The sequence below is a fragment of the Hymenobacter coccineus genome, assembly GCF_001816125.1.
Lineage (GTDB): Bacteria > Bacteroidota > Bacteroidia > Cytophagales > Hymenobacteraceae > Hymenobacter > Hymenobacter coccineus.
In genome coordinates, this window is sequence record NZ_MDZA01000005.1 from 1 (window position 1) to 17,912 (window position 17,912).

14 protein-coding genes are annotated in these 17,912 nt (G+C 65.1%); 11 read left to right on the top strand and 3 right to left on the bottom strand.

Features of this window, described 5'->3' with window-relative positions; translation table 11 throughout:
* The 6 genes from BEN49_RS27435 to BEN49_RS00355 all read left to right on the top strand — a co-directional run.
* Positions 1 to 186: hypothetical protein (locus BEN49_RS27435; RefSeq protein ID WP_204376018.1), on the top strand; the 186-nt coding region annotated here is incomplete at its 5' end.
* 364 nt (positions 187 to 550) lie between these two features.
* Positions 551 to 1,141 carry an HD domain-containing protein gene (locus BEN49_RS00335; protein ID WP_070739166.1) on the top strand — a complete coding sequence of 197 codons (591 nt, stop codon included), beginning with the start codon at positions 551 to 553 and terminating at the stop codon, positions 1,139 to 1,141.
* Between the two features lie 49 nt (positions 1,142 to 1,190).
* Positions 1,191 to 4,499, top strand: coding sequence for a SusC/RagA family TonB-linked outer membrane protein (locus tag BEN49_RS00340; protein WP_070739168.1), 3,309 nt, complete (start codon positions 1,191 to 1,193; stop codon positions 4,497 to 4,499).
* A 179-nt stretch (positions 4,500 to 4,678) separates the two neighbouring features.
* Positions 4,679 to 6,262: a SusD/RagB family nutrient-binding outer membrane lipoprotein gene (locus BEN49_RS00345; protein WP_070739170.1), complete on the top strand. Its 1,584-nt coding sequence runs from the start codon at positions 4,679 to 4,681 to the stop codon at positions 6,260 to 6,262.
* Between the two features lie 149 nt (positions 6,263 to 6,411).
* The gene (locus BEN49_RS00350; RefSeq protein ID WP_070739172.1) at positions 6,412 to 7,641 is read left to right on the top strand and encodes an alkaline phosphatase family protein; all 1,230 of its coding nucleotides are present in this window, start codon (positions 6,412 to 6,414) and stop codon (positions 7,639 to 7,641) included.
* Between the two features lie 40 nt (positions 7,642 to 7,681).
* Positions 7,682 to 8,947 (top strand): alkaline phosphatase family protein, encoded by a 1,266-nt coding sequence (locus BEN49_RS00355; RefSeq protein WP_070739174.1) that lies wholly within the window; start codon positions 7,682 to 7,684, stop codon positions 8,945 to 8,947.
* Positions 8,948 to 9,064: 117 nt separating this feature from the next.
* Here BEN49_RS00355 and BEN49_RS00360 read toward each other — a convergent pair whose 3' ends face one another.
* The gene (locus tag BEN49_RS00360; RefSeq protein ID WP_070739176.1) at positions 9,065 to 9,802 is read right to left on the bottom strand and encodes an HAD family hydrolase; all 738 of its coding nucleotides are present in this window, start codon (positions 9,800 to 9,802) and stop codon (positions 9,065 to 9,067) included.
* Between the two features lie 111 nt (positions 9,803 to 9,913).
* Here BEN49_RS00360 and BEN49_RS00365 point away from each other — a divergent pair, with 111 nt between their 5' ends.
* From BEN49_RS00365 to BEN49_RS00385, 5 genes are all read left to right on the top strand, one after another.
* Complete coding sequence (locus tag BEN49_RS00365; protein ID WP_070739178.1) at positions 9,914 to 10,489, top strand: helix-turn-helix domain-containing protein; 576 nt, start codon at positions 9,914 to 9,916, stop codon at positions 10,487 to 10,489.
* 296 nt (positions 10,490 to 10,785) lie between these two features.
* Positions 10,786 to 11,943, top strand: a complete 1,158-nt coding sequence (locus tag BEN49_RS00370) for a TIGR03364 family FAD-dependent oxidoreductase (protein ID WP_070739180.1) — start codon at positions 10,786 to 10,788, stop codon at positions 11,941 to 11,943.
* A 135-nt stretch (positions 11,944 to 12,078) separates the two neighbouring features.
* Complete coding sequence (locus BEN49_RS31120; RefSeq protein WP_438831764.1) at positions 12,079 to 13,452, top strand: sigma-54-dependent transcriptional regulator; 1,374 nt, start codon at positions 12,079 to 12,081, stop codon at positions 13,450 to 13,452.
* Positions 13,453 to 13,573: 121 nt separating this feature from the next.
* Entirely contained in the window at positions 13,574 to 14,809 is a 1,236-nt protein-coding gene (locus tag BEN49_RS00380; protein ID WP_070739182.1) for a histidine kinase dimerization/phospho-acceptor domain-containing protein, read from the top strand.
* The gene (locus BEN49_RS00385; protein ID WP_125916345.1) at positions 14,782 to 15,036 is read left to right on the top strand and encodes an ATP-binding protein; all 255 of its coding nucleotides are present in this window, start codon (positions 14,782 to 14,784) and stop codon (positions 15,034 to 15,036) included. Before BEN49_RS00380 ends, BEN49_RS00385 begins: the two co-directional genes overlap by 28 nt.
* Positions 15,037 to 15,225: 189 nt before the next feature.
* Here the strand turns inward: BEN49_RS00385 and BEN49_RS00390 are convergent, their stop codons facing one another.
* Both BEN49_RS00390 and BEN49_RS00395 read right to left on the bottom strand, forming a co-directional pair.
* Positions 15,226 to 16,581 carry a DUF4270 family protein gene (locus BEN49_RS00390; RefSeq protein WP_070739185.1) on the bottom strand — a complete coding sequence of 452 codons (1,356 nt, stop codon included), beginning with the start codon at positions 16,579 to 16,581 and terminating at the stop codon, positions 15,226 to 15,228.
* Positions 16,565 to 17,602, bottom strand: a complete 1,038-nt coding sequence (locus BEN49_RS00395; protein ID WP_070739187.1) for a Kelch repeat-containing protein — start codon at positions 17,600 to 17,602, stop codon at positions 16,565 to 16,567. Before BEN49_RS00395 ends, BEN49_RS00390 begins: the two co-directional genes overlap by 17 nt.
* Positions 17,603 to 17,912: the final 310 nt, after the last annotated feature.

Genomic DNA, 17,912 nt, shown 5'->3' on the forward strand with positions numbered 1-17,912 from the left:
CTCGACGCCGTGAGCTACGCGGGCGGCACCGGGGCCCTGTGGCTCACCGGGGCCCTGGCCGAGCGGCGCGGCTGGGAAGCGGCCTGGGTGGCGCTGGCCGCCTTGGCGGCGGCCACGGCGGTAGCGGCGCTGGTGTTCTACCGCACCCAGGAGCGGCGGCCGGCCCTCGCGCCGGCAGTGGCGTAGCGCGGCCCGGAATGTTTACCCATATGAAAGGCTAGGTCATCATTAGTTAACGATTTGATGACCATTCGGCGACTTACCGCCGCCGGGCAAACTGGACCTTTGCCAATAATATTTTGGACACTAGCGGCTGGCCTGACTTTTAATGATTAGGCCGCCTTACGCCCAACGCTGAACCACTCCGCCGCCGCTCAACCCACCTCCCCCGGCCTAGCCGGTACCCGCCGGCCACTGGGGCCCGGGTGGCCCGACCGCTGAACGAACCACGCCCGCCACCCCGGGCCCCACCCGGCCGATGCAGTTAACGGCTCAGCCGGGCCGCTGGCACGGTTCGCCCCCAGGCTTGCTCATTCTCAATCCCGGCCGCATGACGCCTTCCTCCCCTCCTACAACCCCTCAGGCCACCGTAGACGCCCTTTTTGCGCTATACGATGCCCGCGGCCACGACGACTACATCGGCGAGCCGGTGTCGCAGCTCGAGCACATGTGGCAGGCCGCCGCGCTGGCCGCGGCCGAGGGCTACGAGGACGAGGTGGTGCTGGCGGCCTTCTTCCACGACCTGGGCCACCTGTGCGCCCCCGACGGGGACGCCGGCTCGATGGACGGCTTCGGCGCGGTGGACCACGAGCGGCTGGGGGCCGACTACCTGCGGGCGCGCGGCTTTTCCGAGCGCCTGGCCGCACTGGTGGAGAGCCACGTGCTGGCCAAGCGCTACCTCACCCACAAGCAGCCGGCGTACCTGCGCCGCCTCTCGCCCGCCAGCCTGGCCACGCTGGCCTTCCAGGGCGGCCCGATGAGCGCCGCCGAAGCCACCGCCTTCGAGCAAAACCCCGACGCCGACCTCATCCTGCGCCTGCGGGACTGGGACGACCGGGCCAAGGAAGAACACCGCCCCGTAGGCTCCCTCGAACACCTCAAGCGCATGGCTTTGAGGCACTTGCTCCGCCAGCCCCGGTAGGCTGGCGCGGGCCTTATTGCTGATTTTTTCCACCCCCTACCCTTTTCGTATGCGAAGCTTTTACAGAATATTTCAGGTGCTGCTGCTGGTCTTTGGGCTGGGGCTGCTGCCGCAGCTGCTGCGGGCGCAGCTGCTGCGGGCGCAGGGCCCCGGCACCCCCGTGAGCGGCGTGGTGAGCGACGACCAAAAGCAGCCCCTGCCGGGCGTGAGCGTCGTCATTAAGGGCACCAACAAGGGCACGACGACTGACAGCGACGGGCGCTTTGTGCTCAACGCCAACCCCGGCGATGTGCTGACCATCAGCTCGCTGGGCACCGTGGCGCAGGAGCTGCCGGTGGGCAGCCAGAAGACTTTCACCATCGCGCTGGCTACCGACAACAAGGCCCTCGACGAGGTGGTGGTGACGGCCCTGGGCGTGAAGAAGGACGCCCGCAAAATCGGCTACGCGGTGCAGGAGCTGAGCGGCGAAGACGTGACCCGGGCCCGCGACCCCAACCCGATTACCGGCCTCACGGGCAAAATCGCCGGCCTGAGCGTGGGCCCCTCGCCGGAGCTGTTGCGGGCCCCCAACGTGCTGCTGCGCGGCAACAACGTGTCGCTGTACGTGGTCGATGGCTTTCCGATTGACACCGATACCTGGAACATCAGCCCCGACGACATCGAGACGTACACCGTGCTGAAGGGCCCCGCTGCGGCCGCCCTCTACGGCAACCGCGCCCAGAACGGCGCCATCCTAATTACCACCAAAAAGGGCAACAAGAACAAGAAGGGTTTCACGGTGGAGCTCAACAGCAGCAACGTGATTCAGAGCGGGTTTCTGGCGTTTCCGCGCTTGCAGGACTCGTACGGCGCGGGCGAAAACACCTTCTACACCTTCGTAGACGGCAAGGGCGGGGCCCCGGGCGGCGTGGACGGCGACTACGACGTGTGGGGGCCCTACTTCGCGGGCCAGCTCATTCCGCAGTACGACTCGCCCATCGTGAACGGGGTGCGCCAGGGCACGCCTTACGTGGCGCGCGGCGCCAACAACCTCAAGAATTTCCTGCGCACGGGCTTCCAAACCAACAACAACATCGCTCTGAGCGCCAACGGCGACAACTACACCACGCGTTTTTCGGTGTCGCAGCAGAAGCAGAACAGCTACATCCCGAACAACGGGCTGAACATCATCAACTTCAACCTCTACGGCTCCTTCAACCCGAGCCCGCGCTTCAAGATTGAGGCCAACGTGAACTTCAACCGGCAGTTCACCGACAACTTCCCCGACGTGGACTACGGCCCCAACAGCCTGATCTACAGCTCGGCGGTGTGGACCGGGGCCGACTGGGACGTGAACGCGCCGGACATCCGGGGCATTTGGCAGCCGGGCCAGGTAGGCATCCAATCGGTGTTTGCCGAGTACCAGCGCTACCACAACCCCTGGCTGATGGTGGAGAAGTGGACCCGCGGCCACTACAAGAACGACACCTACGCCTACCTCACCGGCAACTACAAGATTGACAACCACCTGAGCGCCACGCTGCGCACTCAAATCAGTACTTACAACCTGCTGCGCACCGAGAAGATGCCGTTCTCGGCCCACCCCTACGGCCGCGAGGGCAACCTGGGCGACTACCGCGAAGACCGCCGCAACTTGTTCGACAACAACACGGAGGGCTTCCTGAACTTCAATTACGACCTGGGGGCCAGCAAGTTCTTCAACCTAAGCGGCTTGGTGGGCGGCAACGTTCGCAACATGACCTACAATTCGAACTGGACCTCGACCGACTACCTGAACGTGCCCGAGGTGTACGCCTTCAGCAACTCGCTGAACCCCGTGCAGTCCACCAGCTTCAACTCGCAGATGCGGGTGCTGAGCGCCTATTACTCGCTCGACCTGAGCCTGGGGCGCTACGCCACCCTCTCCACCACGGGCCGCGTGGACCGGTCGTCGGCGTTCCAAACGCCCACCACCTACTACTACCCGAGCCTGTCGGTGGCTTCGGTGCTGACCGATTACCTGCCGATCCCGGCCGTCATTTCCTTCCTGAAAGTGCGCGGCTCCTACGCCAACATCCGCACCGACGCTACGTCGGCCACCATCGGGCCGGCGCCTTTCAACTCGATTACGGCCCTGGGCGGCAGCACGGGCAACTCGCTTTTCACCAACCCACTGGGCTACGGCAACACCTACGCCTCGCCCTACAACGGCCCCGACTACTCGCTGCAATCGAACTACTCGACCAGCAAGCCCTACAACAACCAATCGGCCGGCTACGGCACCAACAACCTGTTTGCGCCCGGCCTGAAAACGAGCACCCGCGTGAACTACGAGGAAGGCATCGACGTGAAATTCCTGCAAAACCGCTTGGGCGTGAGCGCCACCGCGTTCCAGTACATCGACGGGCCCCAGATTTTGCCCAACCCGCTCTCGTCGGCCACCGGCTACACCACCGAGTACATCAACGCCCTGAAAACCAAGAAAACGGGCTACGAGCTGAGCCTGACCGGCACGCCGGTGCAAAACGCCAAGGGCTTCGGCTGGGACGTGCTCGTGAACTGGAGCACCTACAAGCAGGTGTACAACGAGCTGCCCGCCGGCCAGAGCGCCTACCAAACCTTCTTTAAGGAGGGCGACCGCACCGACAAGTTCTACGGCACGGCCTTCGTGCGGACGCCCGACGGGCAGGTCATCAACGACGCGGCCGGCAAGCCCCTCACCAACCCCGTGGCGCAGTACCTGGGCAACCTGAACAACGACTATAACTGGAGCATTTACAACAAGTTCCACTACAAGGCGCTGAGCCTGGGCTTCCAGTTCGACGGCGCGGTGGGCGGCGTGACCACCGACTACATGTTCAACAAAACCATGCGCGGCGGCCGCAACGCCCTCACCGCCGAGGGGGCCCTGGGCGACGCCCGCTACCAGGACTGGCAGAACTACGGCAAGGCCGGTTACGCCGGCACCTACGTGGGCGAAGGCGTGCAGATTGCCAACGGCGGCAAGATTAACTACGACTCGCAGACGGGCGCCATTCTTAACCCCGAGGGCTTGCAGTTTGCAGCCAACACCACGAAGGCCTTCGTGCAGGACTACGTGAGCAAGTACTACAACGTGCAGGAATCGAACCTGATGAGCAAGACCTTCGGCAAACTGCGCGAGGTGACCGTGAGCTACGACCTGCCCCGGGCCCTGCTCGGCAACGGCTTCATCCAGAAGGTGTCGGTGTCGGTGATTGGCCGCAACCTGCTGTATTTCTACGGCGACAAGCGCTTCAAGGACGTGGACCTGGACCAGTACAACGGCGCCATTTCGGTCACGGGCCTGCAGTCGCCCACGGTGCGCAGCTACGGCCTGAACCTGAACGCTACTTTTTAATCAGCTTTTAGCTGCTAGCTATTAGCTTTTTGCAGCTGTCATGCTGAGCGCAGCGGAGCGGAGTTGAAGCATCTCTACTGCGGCAGTAAACCAATGGATTGGATTAGTGAAGCGGGAGAGATGCTTCAACTCCGCTCCGCTGCGCTCAGCATGACGTTTTCAGCAACTCATAATCTGTCATGAACCATATCTTCAAAACCGGCGGCTTGCTCGTGGGCCTCGCCCTGGCCACCACCAGCTGCAACAAGACGCTTGACGAGCTGACCCTCAACGAGAACAAGCCCAACAGCGTGCCCGCCTCGCTGCTCTTCACCGGCGTGCTTAACGACGCTTACGAGGGCCCCAACGGCAGCGCCGAAGTCTGGGACCAGTACTACCTCAACAACTACGACTACTACGGCAACAACCGCTACGACTTCGGCAGCGGCACTGCCTACTACACCACCCTCAAAAACGTGGGCCTGATGGAGCAGCAGGCCCTGGCCGCCGGCTCGCCCGCCGTGAACCCCTACGAGGCGCTGGGCAACTTCTTCCGGGCCTACCTCTTCACCCGCATGAGCCTGCAAATGGGCGACGTGCCGCAGAGCCAGGCCCTGCTGGGCCTCGAGGGCCTCACGCCGGCCTACGACCCGCAGAAGGCTGTGTTCGTGCAGTCCTTCAAGTGGCTCGAAAGCGCCAATGCCGACCTGACCACGCTCATCGCGGGCGGCACCACCACCGTGGCCGGCGACATCTACTTCGGCGGCGACCTGCGCAAGTGGCAGCGGGCGGTGAACACCCTGCGCGTGCGCCTGCTGCTGAACCTGAGCAAGAAGAACGGCGACGCCGACCTCAACGTGGCCGGGCAGTTTGCCAGCATCGTGGGCAACGCCACCAAGTACCCGCTCATGACCAGCAGCGCCGACAATATGCAGTACACCTACGTGGCGGCCACCAACAACTTCTACCCCAACAATAACCGCAACTTCGGCCAGGACGGCTCGCGTAAGAACATGGCCGCCACCTACGTGGGCCTGCTCACCACTTTGCAGGACCCACGCGTGTACGCCACCTGCGAGCCGGCCCGCGACCTGGTGGACAACCAGAAGCAGAGCGCCACGGCCCTTTCCTCGTTCGTGGGCGCCGACCCCGGCCTCGACCTGGGCGTGATGTACGTGAACGCGGGCTTGCAGAAATACTCGTTCCTGAACCGCTACCGCTACTTCCGCACCCTGGTGGGCGAGCCGACCATTCAGCTGGGCTACCCCGAGCTGGCCTTCAACATCGCCGAGGGTATCAACCGCGGCTGGCTGGCGGAGGGCAGCGCCGAGACGTACTACACGGCCGGCATCCAGGCCTCGATGGCATCCTACGGCCTGCCCACCAGCGGCACCTACACCGCCTACTTCTACCGCCCCGGCTCGACCGACGTAACGGCCACCGCGAACTACGACACCTACAGCATCCCCGTCAGCTTTGCCACCTACTATGCCCAGCCCAGCGTGAAGTACGCCCCCGGGGCCCCCGGCCTGACCCGAATTTTGCAGCAGAAGTACCTGGCCCTGTTCCGCCACTCGGGCCTGGAAGCCTACTACAACTACCGCCGCACCGGCGTGCCCACCTTCACTACGGGCCCCGGCACCGGCAACGGCGGCCGCATCGCGCAGCGCTTCCAATACCCCACCTCCGAGCGCACCGCCAACACCGCCAACTACCAGGCCGCGCTGGCCAGCCAGTACGGCGGCAACGATGATATTAACGGCGTGATGTACTTGCTGAAGTAGCTGGTAGCGGAAACCTCACCCCCGGCCCCTCTCCCGCGGAGAGGGGTGCGTTCAACGATTCAGGTACTGGCACCCCTCTCGCGAGAGCGGGGGTGAGGTTTCCCCGTGCCACTTTTGATATAATCAGTCTTATACAGACCCCTCGATCTATGCTCCCCACCCGCCCTATTTTCCTCACTGCCCTGGCCGCCGGCCTCGCCCTGGGGGCCCGCGCGCAGGCGCCCAAGCTCCACACCGAAAACGTCATCCTCGTCACCCTCGACGGCATGCGCTGGCAGGAGGTGTTCGGCGGGGCCGACACGGCGCTGTTCCGCCAGAGCAAGCACTATTACACCGACCAGAAAGCGCTGCAAAAAGACTTCGGCCAGGCCACGCCCGAGCAACGCCGCGCGGTCTTGATGCCCTTTTTGTGGGGCACCGTGGCCAAGCAGGGCCAACTCTACGGCAACCGCCCCGCCGGTAGCCTCGTGAACGTGACCAACACCATGCGCTTCTCGTACCCCGGCTACAACGAAATCCTGACCGGGGCCCCCGACGACGCCCGCGTCCACAGCAACGACCCGCTCGACAACCCCAACGCCAGCGTGCTGGAAGTGCTAAACCAACAGCCCGCGTTCAAGGGTAAGGTGGCGGCCTTTGGCTCGTGGGAAGCCTTTCCATACATCCTCAACGAAAAGCGCAGCGGCCTGCCCGTGAACGCCGGGCAGCGCCTGGCCACGGGCCCCAACCTTACGCCCGGCGAGCAGTTGCTCAACCAGTTGGAGGCAGGCTCGCCCAGCCCGTTTGGCGAGGAGCGGCTCGACGCTTTCACCTACGGCTACGCCCTGGAGTACTTGAAAAAGAATAAGCCGCGCGTGCAGTTCATCAGCTTCGGCGACACCGACGACTGGGCCCACGGTGGCGAATACGGCGCGTATTTGCACGCCGCGCAGTACACCGACGGCTTCATCCGCCAGCTTTGGGAATACCTGCAAAGCGACCCGCAGTACCGCGGCAAAACCACCCTGCTCATCACCACCGACCACGGCCGGGGCGCCACCGGCAAGGGCTGGGAAACCCACGGCAAGGACGTAGCCGGAGCGGATCAAATCTGGCTGGCCGCTTTGGGGCCCGACACGCCCGCCCTGGGTGAGGCCCACGCCGGCCAGCTCTACCAAAACCAGGTGGCCGCCACCCTAGCCCAGCTGCTGGGCCAATCCTATGCCCCCACGCCTGCCACCGGCAAGCCCGTGGAGGCCGTGCTGGGCCGCAAAGCGCCAGGCAAAAAGCTAGGCCTCCGCCCCGGGGCCCCGGCGCCGGCCGCCCTCCGCGCCCCCCTCACCGGCCACGCCGACGCTCCCAGCTGGCGCCGCGACGGGAGTGCGACCACCGGCGAGTAGCCACCCAGCGCCCCGTAGCCCTCCCCTTTCCCTGCCCCGCATGAAAAACTTTTGCCTGTTGCTGCTTGGCCTGCTGGGGCCCCACTGGGGGGCCCTGGCGCAGGCGCCCGTCCGCAAGGTCGTGTTCGTTATTGCCGACGGCATCCCGGCCGATGTGCTGGAAGCCGCGCCGGCGCCGAACATCAAGAAACTTATTGCGGGCGGTACCTACCTGCGGGCCCACGTGGGCGGCGAAATGGGCACCTACAACCAGACGCCCACCATCTCGGCGCCCGGCTACAACGACCTGCTCACCGGCACCTGGGGCTACAAGCACAACGTGTGGGACAATGCCATTAAGGCCCCGAACTACCACTACCCCACCATCTTTCGCCTGGTGAAGGAAGCCCAGCCGGCCCGCAAAATCGCCATCTTCTCGACCTGGACCGATAACCGCACCAAGCTCGTGGGCGAGGACCTGCCCGCGGCCGGCAACCTGCATTTCGACTACAAAGCCGACGGCTACGAACTGGACACCGTGGCCTTTCCGCACGACAAGGCCAGCCGCTACACCCACACCATCGACGACCGGGTGGTGGCCGAAGCCACCAAGTGCCTGCGCGCCAACGGCCCCGACCTCTCGTGGGTGTACCTGGAGCACACCGACGACATGGGCCACCGCCACGGCGACAGCGACGAGCTGCGCACCGCCGTGGGCTACCTCGATGCGGAAATCGGCCAGCTCCAGGCCGCCCTCGACTACCGCCGCCAGCACTTCCGCGAAGACTGGCTGTTGGTGCTCACCACCGACCACGGCCGCGACGCCGCCACCGGCCGCAACCACGGCGGACAGTCGGCGCGCGAGCGCGCCACCTGGCTGGTGCTCAGCACGAAAGACGTGAACGCCTACGCCCGCCAGCAGCCCGTAGCCATTGTAGATGTTCTGCCCACCATTGCCCAATTCATGCAAGTGCCGCTGCCCGTGGCTACCCAGCGCGAGCTCGACGGGGTGCCGCTGCTGGGCCCCGTGTCGGTGGCCGCGCCGCGGGTGCAGGTTGCCCCCGACAGCCTGCGCATCAGCTGGACGGCGCTGGGACCCCCAACGGAGCCGCTGAAGGTGTGGGCCACCGCCACCAACCACGCCAAAACCGGCGGCGCGGACGAGTACACCTTGCTCGGCACCGTGCCGGTGGGCCGGCAGCGCTTGGCCGTCAGCCGCGCCGCCTACCCGGCCGCCTTCTACAAAATCGTGCTCGAAGGCGCGCACAACACCGCCAACGGCTGGCTGATGCCGCCCGGCCCGCCCATTCCCGGGGGCACTGATTAAAGAGCGAGTCAGATTGGGGTTTTATTCCGACGGACGAGGAACCTGGGTAAACCGGTTAAGGGCATTCCTCAGATTCCTCCTCCGTCGGAATGACAATCTATCATTCAAACAGGGCCCCTACGCCGGCACCAACTCGACTTGCAGGTGCTGGTGCAGCTCGGCGAGCGAGGCAAACAGGCCGTCGTTGGGACAGGCGACTAGCTGCTGGCGGGTGTGGGTGCCGTTGACGACGCCCAGGCTGCGGGCGCACCCGGCGCGCCGGCCCGACTCTAGGTCCGACGGCGTATCGCCCACGTTGTAGACGGCTTGCGGGTCGGTGATGCCGAATACTTGCATGGCTTTTTGAATCATGAGCGGCGCGGGGCGGCCCTCGGCCACCTCGTCGCTGGCAATGGACAAGTCGATGAACGACTGCGCGCTGCCGCGGTGCTGGGCGTCCAGGCCCGCGTCCCAGCCCAGGCGGTGCAAAATCAGGTCCGTCACCGCCCGGTAGAAGCCCGTGGTGAGGGCCACCCGTACGCCCTGGCCCCGCAGAAACGCCAGCAGTTCCAGGCAGCCCGCCGTGGGCACTACCTCGGCCGTGCGGTAGTGGCTCTCCAAAATGCTGCGGAAAGCCTCGTACGATTCATCGACGCGGGCCCCCAGCGCGGACGGGCGCACGGCGGGTCCCAGCTGCTCGCGCCACAGCGCCTCAAACACGAAGCGCTTGGCCTGGCCCTGCGCAGCCAGAATGCGCGCGGCGGTGGCGCGCAGGCCAGTGGCGGCGGCGGCCTGCGCGAAGCAAGCTTCCACTTCGTGCTGGTCGCGGACGGTGGTGCCGGCCATGTCGAATACGACGAGTTGCAAAGGAGCCATCGGGAAATGTATTATTGTTTACTAATATGCAACAAATATACGACCCTGGGGCGGCGGCGTGTTCCGCTATCGTCACGTTTGGGTTACGTTTGCCGTTTCTAGTTATTCCGCATGAAGCACGATAAGCTGAGTTTGATTGGCGTCCGCATCCTGGAGCTGCGCAAGGCCAAAAAGCTGAGCCTGCGCGAACTGGCCAAGCGCAGCGGCCTGTCGGCGGGCCTGCTCTCCAAAATTGAGAACTTCCGCACCGTACCCTCGCTCTCCGTGCTGGTCGAAATCGCCACCTCGCTGGAAGTGGACGTGTCGGTGCTAGTGAAGAACATCACCGGCGAGGCCGCGGCCCCTTACTTGCTGGTGCGCACCCACGAGGGCCGCCCCGAACCGCGCGATGATTCCAAGGGCTTGCTATACAAATACCTACTTTCCCAAGACTTGCTCAACTATAGCCTGCGCGTCAACGAAGTAGTTATCAGTCCCAACACCTACCGCAAACCCCTATCCACCAACGCCCTGGAATTGGTGTACGGGCTGGAAGGCACGGTGCGCTACGGCTTCAAAGACGAGGAAGTGGCCGTGGGCCCCGGCGACACGCTCTACTTCGACGGCATCCTGGCCCACTCCGTCCGCAACGACACCGAGCAGCCCGCCCGGGTGCTCAAAGTGTACCTGCTGCGGCACACGGATTGATGGCAGGTCGCAATCGGCTGTGTCGGCTGTAGCAGCAAGCGCCCTGCCTCTCTGTCCCGCTCGCCTCCCTTGTGTCCCGCTCGTCTCCTCTCTATCATGCTGACGCAGGAAGCACCTTATTAGGCCAGGATTGAATTACTGTCTCATGCGTGAAATGATGCTTTCTGCCTCAGCATGACAGAGAAAAGACAAACGGGAGAGGCTAGCAGAAATAACGCATTCATAACCGCACTAATAGTTTCCTATTAGTTAACAGTTGCTACGTTTGCGCCAGCTATCTTAACCAGCAGCGCAGCATGGAAAATTCGTATGATTTGATCGTGGTGGGCGCGGGGGCCCTGGGTGCGTTCCACGCCTACTTCGCGCTGCAGCGCGGCCTGAAAGTGCTGCTGCTGGAGAAAGACGCCCGGCCGATGGAGGCCACCGTGCGCAACTTTGGGCAAATCATCCCCTCGGGCATGGCCGAAGGCGAGTGGTTCGACTACGCCTGCGCCAGCCTCGCCACTTATAAGGCCATTCAGGCCGAATACGACGTTTCGGTTCGGCCCACCGGCGCGCTCTACCTGGCCTCGTCGCCGCTGGAAATGCAGGTGCTGGAAGAAAAACACGCCCGCTACCAGGCCCTGAGCTACGCGTCGGAGGTCCTCACCGGGGCCCAATGCCGGCAGCACCTACCCGCCGTGCGCGCCGACTACTGCGCCGGGGGCCTACGCTTTGCGCAGGAAGTAACGGCCGAGCCCGACCTGCTCATCCACCGCGTGCTGGCCTACCTCGTGGCCCGCTGGCAGCTCGACTACCGGCCCGCCACGCCGGTGCGGGAAGTGACGGCCAGCACCGCCGGCGCCACGGTGGTTGACGCCCGCGGCCGGCGCTACCTGGGGGCCCAGGTGGTGGTGTGCAGCGGCCGCGACGTACAGCAGCTGTTCCCGGACGTGTTCGCCCAGAGCGACTTGCAGCTGTGTAAGCTCCAGATGCTGGCCACCTACCCCCTGCCCCAGGTGGCGCTGCCGGGATCCGTGCTCACGGGCCTCAGCATCCGGCGCTACCACGCGTTTCACAGCTGCCCGTCGTTTGCCCAGCTGCGGCCCGAGGACGTGGACCCGGAGCTGCGCCAGTGGGGCATCCACCTGCTGTTCAAGCAGGCCCTCGACGGCTCCATTATCATCGGCGACACCCACGAATACGCTGATGTAGCCGCTGATAATCCACTGGATTTCAACAACTCCGACCACCTCAACGAGCTGATGCTGGCCGAAGCCCGCCGCATCCTCGACCTGCCCGACTGGCGCATTCAGCGCACCTGGAACGGCTTCTACACCCAGAGCCGGTCGGCCGAGATTTTCCAGCACTCGCCCGACCCGCGCATCCACATCGTTACCGGCATCGGCGGCAAGGGCATGACCACCGCCGCTGGCTTTGCCCAGCACCACGTGGCGCAGCTGGGGCTGGGGTAGCGCGGGGGTCCTAACTGGGGGCTTGCCCGAATGGCAGGCGGCGGATACCCGCACCGGGGCCCCGCACTTCGGCGTTCGCGGCCGGCGGAAGTGTGGCGTTCTTTGCGGCGCTCACCTTCTTCTTTTGCCCCGATCATGCCCACCGGTACGCTGCTGATTATTGACGACGAAGCCCGCCTGCGGCAGCTGCTGGCGCGGGTGCTGGAGCTGGAGGGCTACACGGTGCTCCAGGCCCCCGACGCGGCCCGCGGCTTTGAGCTGCTGCGCGCCCACGCCGCCGAGGTCCTCGTCATCCTTTCCGACGTGAAGCTGCCCGACGCTCACGGCGTGGACCTGCTGCCCCGCTTCCGGGCCGCCGCACCCGATGCCGAGGTGGTGCTGCTCACGGCTTTCGGTACCATTGCCGACGGTGTGCGGGCCATGAAGCAGGGCGCCTTCGACTACCTCACGAAGGGCGATTTCGAACAGCAGCTCGTGGTGGTGGTGGAGCGCGCCGCCGACAAGGCCCGCCTGCGCCAGCGCCTGGCCGCGCTGGAGCGCCGCGTGGGCCAGCGCGCCGATTTCGACGCGATGATTGGCACCTCGCCCGCCTTGCGCCGCGCCCAGGACCTCGCTCGCCAGGTGGCACCCACCGATAGCACCGTGCTGCTGGAGGGCCCCACCGGCGCGGGCAAGGAGCTGTTTGCCCAGGCGCTGCACGAGGCCAGCGGGCGCCGCCAGAAGGCCTTTGTGGCCGTCAATTGCAGCGCCTTCCCGCGCGATTTGCTGGAGTCGGAGCTGTTCGGCTACAAGAAAGGGGCCTTCACGGGGGCCCTGGGCGACAAGAAAGGGCTGCTGGAAGAAGCCAACGGCGGTACACTGTTTCTGGATGAGATTGGCGAGCTGGAGCTGAACGTGCAGGCCAAGTTCCTGCGGGTGTTGGAGTTGCAGCAGTTCACCAAGCTCGGCGATACCAAGCCCACCCAGGTGAACGTGCGCCTGGTGGCCGCCACCAACCGCAACCTCAAGCAGGAAGCGGCCGCTGGCACGTTTCGGCTCGACCTGTACTACCGGCTCTCGGTGTTCACCATCGTGGTGCCGCCGCTCAGCGCCCGCACCGCCGACGTGCCGCTGCTGGCCGCCTACTTTTTGCAGCACTTCGCCGCCCGCCTCGCCAAGCGCCTGCCCGGCTTCGAACCCGAGGCCCTGCGCCTGCTGCAAGCCTACGCCTGGCCCGGCAACGTGCGCGAGCTGAAGAACGTGTTGGAGCGCGCCGCCATCCTGGCCCCCGCCGGCCAGCTCTTGGCCGCCGACTACCTGCCCGACGAATTCCACGCCCGCGCCGGGGCCACCGGTGGGCGGCGACAGCCTCCGCGCCCTCGAAGCCCAGCACATTGGTCGCCTCATGCGCGAGCACGCCGGCGACAAGCCCGACGTGGCCAAGCGCCTGGGCATCGGCCTGACGACCTTGTACCGCAAATTGCAGGAGTATGGGCTGGACCAGTAGCGCGCTGTAGCGCGGACTTGTAGTCCGCGGCTCTCGCTTCGTCCTGCCGGTAATCGTTAGGCGACCGTTCAGCGCCGCGGACTGCAAAGTCCACGCTACAGCGCGTTAGCACCTGCTCAGACTCTGCCGAATTAATTTCCTCGAATGACCCTAAAACTCAAAATCCGCCTCGGCGTGGGAATGCTGCTGCTGCTGCTGCTGGGGCTGGGCGGCTACACGCTGGCCACCATCGCCTTTTTGGAAAAAGGGGCGCACGGCATCGAGCAGGCCGATTTTGATGCCGCCCGGCAGGCGGTGATGGCCTTCGTGATGGCGGGCACAGTACTCGGCGTGCTGCTGGTGGTGCGCCTGCCGCGGGCCGTGGTGGGGCCCCTACACCGCCTGCGCGCCGACATGGAGCAGGTGGCGGGCCCCGGCCCGGCCACCCGGGTAGCGGTGCGCAAAAACGACGAAATCGGCAACGTGGCGGCCGCCGTGAACCTGGTGCTGGGCCAGGCCCAGGACGAACGCCGCGCCACGCTGGCCGAGCTGCTGGTACAGCGCAACCGCATGGACAGCCTCGTGATGAGCCTCGACGAGGGCCTGCTACTGCTCGACCAGCGCGGCGACCTGGTGCTGGCCAACCCGGCGGCCTGCAACCTGCTGGGCGAAACCGCCGCCACCCTGCTCGGCCGCCCCGCCGCCGAGGTGGCCCGCACCAACCCGCTGCTGGCCGAACTGCTGGCCGCCGTGGCCGTGCCCCACCCCTCCGACGCCGTGGTGCAGGGCCCCGTGTTCACCATTCCGCACAAAACGCCCGAGCCCCACTACCGCCTCACCATCGGCCACGTGGAGGCGCCGGGGGCCGACGGCTACCCGCCCACGCCGGCCGGCCACGTGCTCTGCCTGCGCAACGTGTCGGACTTTAAAAAGCTCGACCAGCTGAAATCCAACTTCCTGGCCACCATTTCGCACGAACTGAAAACGCCGCTGGCCAGCATCAACCTCAGCTTGTTTCTGTTGCAGGACGAGCGCACCGACCCCGAGGAGCGCCAGCGCATCGCGGCTGGCATCCGCGACGAGACGCAGCGCCTGTTGGGCATGGTGGGCCAGCTCATCGACGTGTCGCGGCTCGACGCCGGGGCCGGCATCCAGCTCAATGTGCGGGCCCTGGCCCTGGCCGATGTGGTGGCCTACGCCACGGGCATCGTGCGCCCCCAGCTGGAAGACAAGCAATTGCAACTGGAGCTGCGCCTGCCCCCCGACCTGCCCGCCGTGCGCGGCGACGTGGAAAAGACCAGTTGGGTGCTCATCAACCTGCTGGCCAACGCCATCCGCTACTCGCCCGTGGGGCCCCACTGGTCATCCAGGCGGTGCCGTGGGGCGAGATGGTGCAGCTGAGCGTGCGCGACCAGGGCCCCGGCATTGCCCGCGCGCACCACAAGCGCATCTTCCAGCGGTTTGCGGGCGGGCCAGGGGCCCCGGGCGAGGGCCCCGGCCCCGGCAGCTCGGGCCTGGGCCTGAGCATTTCGCGCGAGTTCATCGCCGCGCAGGGCGGGCAGCTGTGGGTCGAAAGCCAGCCGCCGGCCGGCAGCTGCTTCCTGTTCACGCTGCCCGCGGCAGGCTGATTCGGTCGTTGCATTGTCTTTGCTCGTTGTCAGCTTTTGGTGTACGCGGGAGCGGCGTTGCGCGTACCGCGCCTGACAACCTGGGGCCCCACGCCGGCCTTTTCATTCGGTTCTGCCAACGCAAAAAAGCCGCCGGCCCGCAGCAAATTCTGCAAGCCGGCGGCTTTTTTTAGGGGCCCCGCAGGCGGGTTATTCCACGATGCGGGTGTAGTAGATTCGGAATTGCAGCGGCGCGGCGGTGTTGGCCTGGTTGCCCAGCGCAGTCCCTTCAAACATGAGTTCTCTATCTGTCACGTCTGGGCTCAATAGCAGGCCATTGTTTTCAATGGTACCGGCCAGCACAGCCTGGACGTAGCTGAACAGATTAATCGTGTACGTGGCCTGCGGCAGGTTGGTCTGGGGCGAGGTAATTACTGCGGGTATAACCGTAGCTGGGCTCATAGCGCCAGGGTTGCTGGAGTACGGGGCCCGGAGCTGGTTGGATCTGTTAGTCAACGCCGTACCGATAACAGGCAGGCGGGCTATTGCATTATTCGGTGCGGCACCGGGCACAGCCAGCTGCAACGTGGCCGAGTTTAGCACCAAGCTGCTACCGAACTGATTGAGCGACCGCAGGTACGGAAACTCCAACCGGGTATAAACACCCAGCGTGCTTTGCAGAAAGCTGCGGTTGCCCGTGGCCATGCTGCTCAGGGACTGGCGGAAATTGGTGAGGCCCGCCAATGCGGTGCCCGTCCGGTTGGTTTCGAGGTGGTAGAAGTGCGGCGTAGCGCTGCCCCCCCCCGTGAAGGTGTAGGTGAGCACCGTGGCCGGGTCGTTGGCGGTGTGGTGGTACAGGCGCAGCACGCCGGCGGCCCCGAAGCGCAGAATGGCCCCGTTGTCGCTGGCCCCGGGCGTCAGGGCCAAGCCGTTCAGGTAGCGGCCCAGCTGGGCTTGCTGGGTGAGCTGGTTGGTTTGGCCGGCGTTCCAGAGCGCTTGGCCCAAAACGTCGCTCATGCGGATGTGCAGTTTCTTTACCTTATTACCCGGCCGGAAACGGCGCTGGCCGAGCACGGTCGCGTTGTACGGTACATCGTCCTTCGTGTAGTAGAACTTGCCGTCGGTACGCAGCGCGTTGGGCAGCTGGTGCACCTCCACGCGCTGCACAACTGTGCTGTCGCCGTAGCGGTAGTTGTCCGACATGATGTCCAGCGCCAGCGAATCGTAGACCTGGGTTTGGTCAACAGCCAGGGGCGAATCGAGCGTCAGGCTGAAATAGCCCCGGCCCGTCACGGTGCCGAACAGCGGGTCGACGTAGCGCCCCACGGCCAGCCCGGAGTTGTTCGACGAGATGATGGAGTCGATGAGCACCGTGCTGGTGCGCACCGTCACAGTATCGGTGAAGAAGGCCAGCCGGTTCACCGCCGCGGGTGCGGGGATTGAATCGTTGATGCCGTCGCCCTTCTTGCAGCCCGCCAGCAGCACGACGGCTAACAGCAGGCCTAACCAGCTGGCCCCGGAACGAGGCAAGCCAGCCGCATGGCTTATTTTATTGAGGAGCTGCATCCGGCGCAAACTGGTACAGATCGTCGAGGCGTGTGGTGCCCGTTACGCCCAGGCCCACGTAGCCCGTGCTGCCGATGGTGAATCCGATGGCATTGGAGCGGCCCACGCCGCCGCCGCCGCCGCTGGTGGTCGCGTTGAAGGCCGTTTTCTGCGTCCAGGTATCATCCGCAGCGTTGTATGCCCAGCAATCGCCCTGAATGGCGCCCTTGGTGCCCGTGGCAATGTAGCCCATCGAGCCCACCGCAAAGCTGGCGGCGTTGGCGCGGGGCAGCAGGGTGTAGTCATATTCCAGGTCATCAGTCGACGTAGCCGAATGCAGAATCAGCTGGCGGTGCGGCGACCAAGTGCTCGTGCTGGGGTCGTAGGAGTACACGTCGGCGGGGTAGGCGGCGTTGTCGGTGCCCAACATCACGTAGCCTTTGTCGTTCACCGTGAAGGCCGAAGCCCCCTGGCGCTTGGCACCGGGGTAGCTGCTGATGGCCGCCCACGTGTCGGTACCGGCGTTGTATTGGTAGAAGTCGTTCTGGGTGTTGCCGGTGTTGCCGGTGCCCACGTAGCCCACGTTTTTCACCGTGAAGGCCACGGCGCCGTAGCGAGCCGAGGGGAAGTTGGCAATCCGCGTCCAAGTATCCTTGGTTGGGTCGTACTTCCAAAAGTCGCTCAGGTAGTTCAGGCCGTCGTAGCCGGTGCCCACGTAGCCAAAGTTAGCGTCAGAGAAGGCTACGGCTAGGTAGCGGCCTTTGCCCGGAAACCGGGCCACCCGCGACCAGCTGTTGGACGTAGCGGTATAAGCGTAAAAGTCTTTGAAAGCACCGAGGGAATCCGCACCGTCCATGCCCAGGCCGGTGTAAGCCACGTTGTTGATGGTGAAGCTTACGGCGCCGCTGCGCTTCGCGCCGCTCAAGTACGCACTGCGGGTCCAGACGCCGGTAACGGCGGCAGTATCACTGTCACTTTTTTTGCAGGAACCGAGGCTTAAGGTCGCCAGCGCAAGCAAAACGACGGGAAAAAAATTCTTCATGAAAAGAAAAATGGAGTAAGCAAAATTGATGTCGTACGCTGCAAAGATACCTGAAACCTATCTGATGGTTGCTTGGCTGCGCAACTACTTTCCAGCTTTCGGGTCCAGGACTGGCCTCCCCAACGGCAACGGGCTACGGTTTAGTGCCCCGGGCGGCCCCGCCCTGCCGCTGCACCAGCCACTGGTTCAGGGGCCCCTCCTCGGCGAAGAAGGCCACCCGGGCCCCGACTTCCGGCGCGGCGGGGGCCCCCAGCGCGGCCAGGTGCCGCGGCGACACCAGGTAGGCCAAGTAGGCGGGGCCGGCCAGGCG

Coding starts and splice junctions, on each gene's coding strand:
- BEN49_RS00335 (WP_070739166.1), top strand. CDS start 551: ATGACGCCTTCCTCCCCTCCTACAACCCCTCAGGCCACCGTAGACGCC.
- BEN49_RS00340 (WP_070739168.1), top strand. CDS start 1,191: ATGCGAAGCTTTTACAGAATATTTCAGGTGCTGCTGCTGGTCTTTGGG.
- BEN49_RS00345 (WP_070739170.1), top strand. CDS start 4,679: ATGAACCATATCTTCAAAACCGGCGGCTTGCTCGTGGGCCTCGCCCTG.
- BEN49_RS00350 (WP_070739172.1), top strand. CDS start 6,412: ATGCTCCCCACCCGCCCTATTTTCCTCACTGCCCTGGCCGCCGGCCTC.
- BEN49_RS00355 (WP_070739174.1), top strand. CDS start 7,682: ATGAAAAACTTTTGCCTGTTGCTGCTTGGCCTGCTGGGGCCCCACTGG.
- BEN49_RS00360 (WP_070739176.1), bottom strand. CDS start 9,802: ATGGCTCCTTTGCAACTCGTCGTATTCGACATGGCCGGCACCACCGTC.
- BEN49_RS00365 (WP_070739178.1), top strand. CDS start 9,914: ATGAAGCACGATAAGCTGAGTTTGATTGGCGTCCGCATCCTGGAGCTG.
- BEN49_RS00370 (WP_070739180.1), top strand. CDS start 10,786: ATGGAAAATTCGTATGATTTGATCGTGGTGGGCGCGGGGGCCCTGGGT.
- BEN49_RS31120 (WP_438831764.1), top strand. CDS start 12,079: ATGCCCACCGGTACGCTGCTGATTATTGACGACGAAGCCCGCCTGCGG.
- BEN49_RS00380 (WP_070739182.1), top strand. CDS start 13,574: ATGACCCTAAAACTCAAAATCCGCCTCGGCGTGGGAATGCTGCTGCTG.
- BEN49_RS00390 (WP_070739185.1), bottom strand. CDS start 16,581: ATGCAGCTCCTCAATAAAATAAGCCATGCGGCTGGCTTGCCTCGTTCC.
- BEN49_RS00395 (WP_070739187.1), bottom strand. CDS start 17,602: ATGAAGAATTTTTTTCCCGTCGTTTTGCTTGCGCTGGCGACCTTAAGC.